The sequence below is a fragment of the Sinomicrobium halophytocola genome, from assembly GCF_052983395.1.
On sequence record NZ_JBRKIT010000012.1, the window covers coordinates 1 to 4,464 of the forward strand.

2 protein-coding genes, 2 tRNA genes and 1 rRNA gene are annotated in these 4,464 nt (G+C 43.8%); 4 read left to right on the forward strand and 1 reads right to left on the reverse strand.

The window, feature by feature from the left end:
* Window positions 1–14: 14 nt before the first annotated feature.
* A complete protein-coding gene (locus tag ACVBDY_RS05020; RefSeq protein ID WP_447174384.1) occupies window positions 15–893 on the reverse strand; it encodes an IS982 family transposase in 879 nt (292 codons plus the stop codon).
* 253 nt (window positions 894–1,146) lie between these two features.
* On the opposite strand from ACVBDY_RS05020, the gene ACVBDY_RS05025 reads away from it, so the two are divergent.
* The 4 genes from ACVBDY_RS05025 to ACVBDY_RS05040 all read left to right on the forward strand — a co-directional run bounded on the left by ACVBDY_RS05025 (window position 1,147) and on the right by ACVBDY_RS05040 (window position 4,423).
* Window positions 1,147–1,839 (forward strand): DUF4294 domain-containing protein, encoded by a 693-nt coding sequence (locus ACVBDY_RS05025; RefSeq protein ID WP_447174385.1) that lies wholly within the window; start codon window positions 1,147–1,149, stop codon window positions 1,837–1,839.
* A gap of 530 nt (window positions 1,840–2,369) precedes the next feature.
* Window positions 2,370–3,887, forward strand: a 16S ribosomal RNA gene (locus tag ACVBDY_RS05030).
* A 155-nt stretch (window positions 3,888–4,042) separates the two neighbouring features.
* Window positions 4,043–4,116 (forward strand) — tRNA-Ile (locus tag ACVBDY_RS05035).
* Window positions 4,117–4,349: 233 nt separating this feature from the next.
* A tRNA-Ala gene (locus ACVBDY_RS05040) sits at window positions 4,350–4,423 on the forward strand.
* Window positions 4,424–4,464 lie beyond the last annotated feature (41 nt).

A 4,464-nucleotide genomic window follows, 5' to 3' on the forward strand; every position in this document is an offset into this window, starting at 1 on the left:
ACCCGTTGTGCATTTTAAACAATGCTGATCTTAATATTATTGATATTTCTGTTGAAAATGAATTTATTGATGTACTGAATCACAGTAAGTGCCGTTATTTTTGACAACACCCTTGTTTTGAGCCCTTCGAAGGATTTAGCATAGTTCCTGCGGATCATAAACTGGTCACATAGCTGTGAAAATAAAGTTTCTATGCGTTTTCTGGATTTTTTAAATACAAAGGGCTGCTCTCTGTAATCACCTTGGTTCTTGCGCATCGGGGTACTCAATTCAATTTGGTGGTTCTCAAAGAGGTTCAACTGGACTTCTGCCGAAAGATACCCCTTGTCCCCGAGCAGGACACAATCAGACAACTGCATCTTGATATCATCGAGGTAATTAATATCATGTACAGAGGCCGGGCTCAGGTCAAAACTTTGAAAGACCCCACCTATAGAGCACACCGCATGTAACTTATACCCATAAAAATAAAGGTTTTGAGAGGCGCAGTACCCTTTGTCGGGGAAAGCATAATCCTCTTCCCTGCATACCTTGCTGCGGGAGGAGCGGGAAAGCTTGCATACTTCCAAAGGCATACTGTCCACTACAAAGTAATCTTCAAACTCATTGAAATGCTTGGCCAATGATCCCCGTATCTTATCCAAATAGGGCATTAAACGTCTACGGCGACGGTTGTACACGCTGCGTTCAATCTTACTGGTAAGATGGTTGGGGAGCATCCGGAAAAGATGGTTTTCGCTGTCAATTGCCATATATTCAGCGGTTAAACATAAGCCAACTACTTCCAAATCACTCATCCGAGGGCTTCGCCTTTGGTAAGGAAGCAGTTGTTCTTCCGATATTTTTCTTAGTACTTCCAATATTCTTTCGTAATTTGCATTTAAGTTGTTCATCGTAAATGTTTTGTGGTAAAAACAATTTACTGACTATCAGTCAAATTGAACAACTTTTTTCTTTTTAAATCATAATGCACAACGGGTATTAAATAGTTTATAATGTAGATATTTGAGGTCTCTTGAGGTCTTCCGGTTGTGGTTTTTCCGGAAAACGGGATTAATGTTAAAAGAGAAAGATGTGTTGACAAGGGAGAGAATGTTTGTAAATTTACGTCCGGAAGGAAGTGCAAGTGAGTCCTTTAGTTCTGTTATGGTGAAGAAACGAATACATATTTTTATACTTCTTTTTGTCCTGGGAGGTTTTGCCTGTGCTCAGGAAAACGGGGCTTTTAAGGACTCGTTGGGGCAGGAATATATTTTGCTGGAAGGAGATACCGTACCCCGTACTTCCATAGATCTGGAGGAAGTATATGTTTTTGACAGGCTGAAGTTCGATTCGAGGGAAGAAAGGGTTCGTTATTATATATTGAGAAAAAAGACACTGAAAGTGTATCCTTATGCCAAACTGGCTTCAGAACGACTGACCGAACTGAACAGGAGGCTGGACCGGATAGAATCGAATTCCAGGAGAAGATGGTATACAAGGCAAATACAGAAATATATAGAGGAGGAATTTACGGCTGAACTAAAAAAACTCACCCGTACGGAAGGACAGATACTGGTGAAGCTCATTCATCGCCAAACGGGGGCTACCGCTTTTGAATTGGTAAAAGAACTGCGTAACGGGTGGCGGGCCTTCTGGTATAATAATACGGCAAGGATGTTTAAAATTTCCCTGAAAGAGGAATATCATCCGGAATCGGTGCATGAGGATTATCTTATTGAAGATATTTTGCAGCGGGCTTTTGCAGCAGACCGCATAGAAAACCAGCCTTCGGTACTGGATTTTGACTATGCCACATTATCTAATAAGTGGAAAAAATCCCCCGACTTGAAAAAATAGTTGGCAGGTTCGGAAAAATCTATTATCTTAGCTATCCTTTTTTCTCGTCTTAAGATGTTGGAGGTAAGTCTATTGGTGAAAAAGACGAAAAAATCATTATTTTTTACTTGCAGAATTCAGGAAACAAGTTTTATATTTGCACCCGCTTTTACGGATAGGATATGCGGATAGAGAAGCGGAAAAAGTTCTTTTAAAAAAAGATTGCAAAAAGTTTGTGAGTTTAGAAAAACGGATTACTTTTGCAGCCGCTTAGATCGGGAGCGATGCTAGGGATAAAGCGGGAAGTTCTTTAAAAAAAAGTTGGTAAAAAAGTTTGTGAGTTTAGAAAAACGGATTACTTTTGCAGCCGCTTTGTTAGAGAGCGAAAAAAGAGATAAGAATTTAGGAAAGTTCCTTGACATATTGTTGACAGCACTAAGGCTAAGATTTACGAGAGTAAGTTTTAGTATTTAGGAAGATTTAAGCAAGATTATTTTGAGTAGGTTACACGGATTTGTATCGGATGTTCTGTATTAGATATTTAAGAATAAACGATGAAGAGTTTGATCCTGGCTCAGGATGAACGCTAGCGGCAGGCCTAACACATGCAAGTCGAGGGGTATAAGGAGCTTGCTCCTTAGAGACCGGCGCACGGGTGCGTAACGCGTATGCAATCTACCTTATGCAGGGGAATAGCCCGAAGAAATTTGGATTAATGCCCCATGGTATATAGAATGGGCATCTATTTTATATTAAAGTTGAGGCGGCATAAGATGAGCATGCGTCCCATTAGCTAGTTGGTATGGTAACGGCATACCAAGGCCACGATGGGTAGGGGTCCTGAGAGGGAGATCCCCCACACTGGTACTGAGACACGGACCAGACTCCTACGGGAGGCAGCAGTGAGGAATATTGGACAATGGTCGGGAGACTGATCCAGCCATGCCGCGTGCAGGAAGACTGCCCTATGGGTTGTAAACTGCTTTTCTACGAGAAGAATAAGAGGTACGTGTACCTTGATGACGGTATCGTAGGAATAAGCACCGGCTAACTCCGTGCCAGCAGCCGCGGTAATACGGAGGGTGCAAGCGTTATCCGGAATCATTGGGTTTAAAGGGTCCGTAGGCGGGCTGTTAAGTCAGGGGTGAAAGTTTGCCGCTTAACGGTAAAATTGCCTTTGATACTGGCGGTCTTGAATGTGTGTGAAGTGATTAGAATATGTAGTGTAGCGGTGAAATGCATAGATATTACATAGAATACCGATTGCGAAGGCAGGTCACTAACACATTATTGACGCTGATGGACGAAAGCGTGGGTAGCGAACAGGATTAGATACCCTGGTAGTCCACGCCGTAAACGATGGATACTAGCTGTTGGGATTTCGGTCTCAGTGGCTAAGCGAAAGTGATAAGTATCCCACCTGGGGAGTACGTTCGCAAGAATGAAACTCAAAGGAATTGACGGGGGCCCGCACAAGCGGTGGAGCATGTGGTTTAATTCGATGATACGCGAGGAACCTTACCAAGGCTTAAATGTGGATTGACGTAATTGGAAACAGTTATTTCTTCGGACAATTCACAAGGTGCTGCATGGTTGTCGTCAGCTCGTGCCGTGAGGTGTCAGGTTAAGTCCTATAACGAGCGCAACCCCTGTGGTTAGTTACCAGCGAGTAATGTCGGGGACTCTAACCAGACTGCCGGTGCAAACCGTGAGGAAGGTGGGGATGACGTCAAATCATCACGGCCCTTACGTCTTGGGCTACACACGTGCTACAATGGTCGGTACAGAGAGCAGCCACTGGGTGACCAGGCGCGAATCTATAAAACCGATCACAGTTCGGATCGGAGTCTGCAACTCGACTCCGTGAAGCTGGAATCGCTAGTAATCGGATATCAGCCATGATCCGGTGAATACGTTCCCGGGCCTTGTACACACCGCCCGTCAAGCCATGGAAGCTGGGGGTACCTGAAGTCGGTGACCGCAAGGAGCTGCCTAGGGTAAAACTGGTAACTGGGGCTAAGTCGTAACAAGGTAGCCGTACCGGAAGGTGCGGCTGGAACACCTCCTTTCTAGAGAAACGGGATGTTCGGTATAAGTGTATTTAAAAGGAATAATTTTGCTTAAAGCTGTCAATAAAAAAAAGCAATTGCAGGTTGCATGTTGCAAGTTACAGGTCGAAGAAAAAGGTCTGTAAGCGGTAATGGAGACTTGTGATTTTAGAGACAGTCTCGTAGCTCAGCTGGTTAGAGCGCTACACTGATAATGTAGAGGTCGGCAGTTCGAGCCTGCCCGAGACTACAAGTCGAGGGGGATAAATTGATGCATATATTGTATCGATGGGATCCAGTCCGGGACTACGGGAAATTAGGGATACGGAGATAGAAGTATGAAGTTAGAAGTAGGTATACGTATCGGGACCACGCATGTTTAGCGCGGTAAAAAAAAAGTTCATTGATTACATATTGTTAGGAAATTCTGGAAGTTGGGAATTCTACATTCAAGATTCTGAGTTCGACATTCGGGATTTGATCGGGGAATTAGCTCAGCTGGCTAGAGCGCCTGCCTTGCACGCAGGAGGTCAAGGGTTCGACTCCCTTATTCTCCACATTAGAGTTTGAAAGTTCATGTAAGATTGAAGGAAATCAG

Coding starts and splice junctions, on each gene's coding strand:
- ACVBDY_RS05020 (WP_447174384.1), bottom strand. CDS start 893: ATGAACAACTTAAATGCAAATTACGAAAGAATATTGGAAGTACTAAGA.
- ACVBDY_RS05025 (WP_447174385.1), top strand. CDS start 1,147: ATGGTGAAGAAACGAATACATATTTTTATACTTCTTTTTGTCCTGGGA.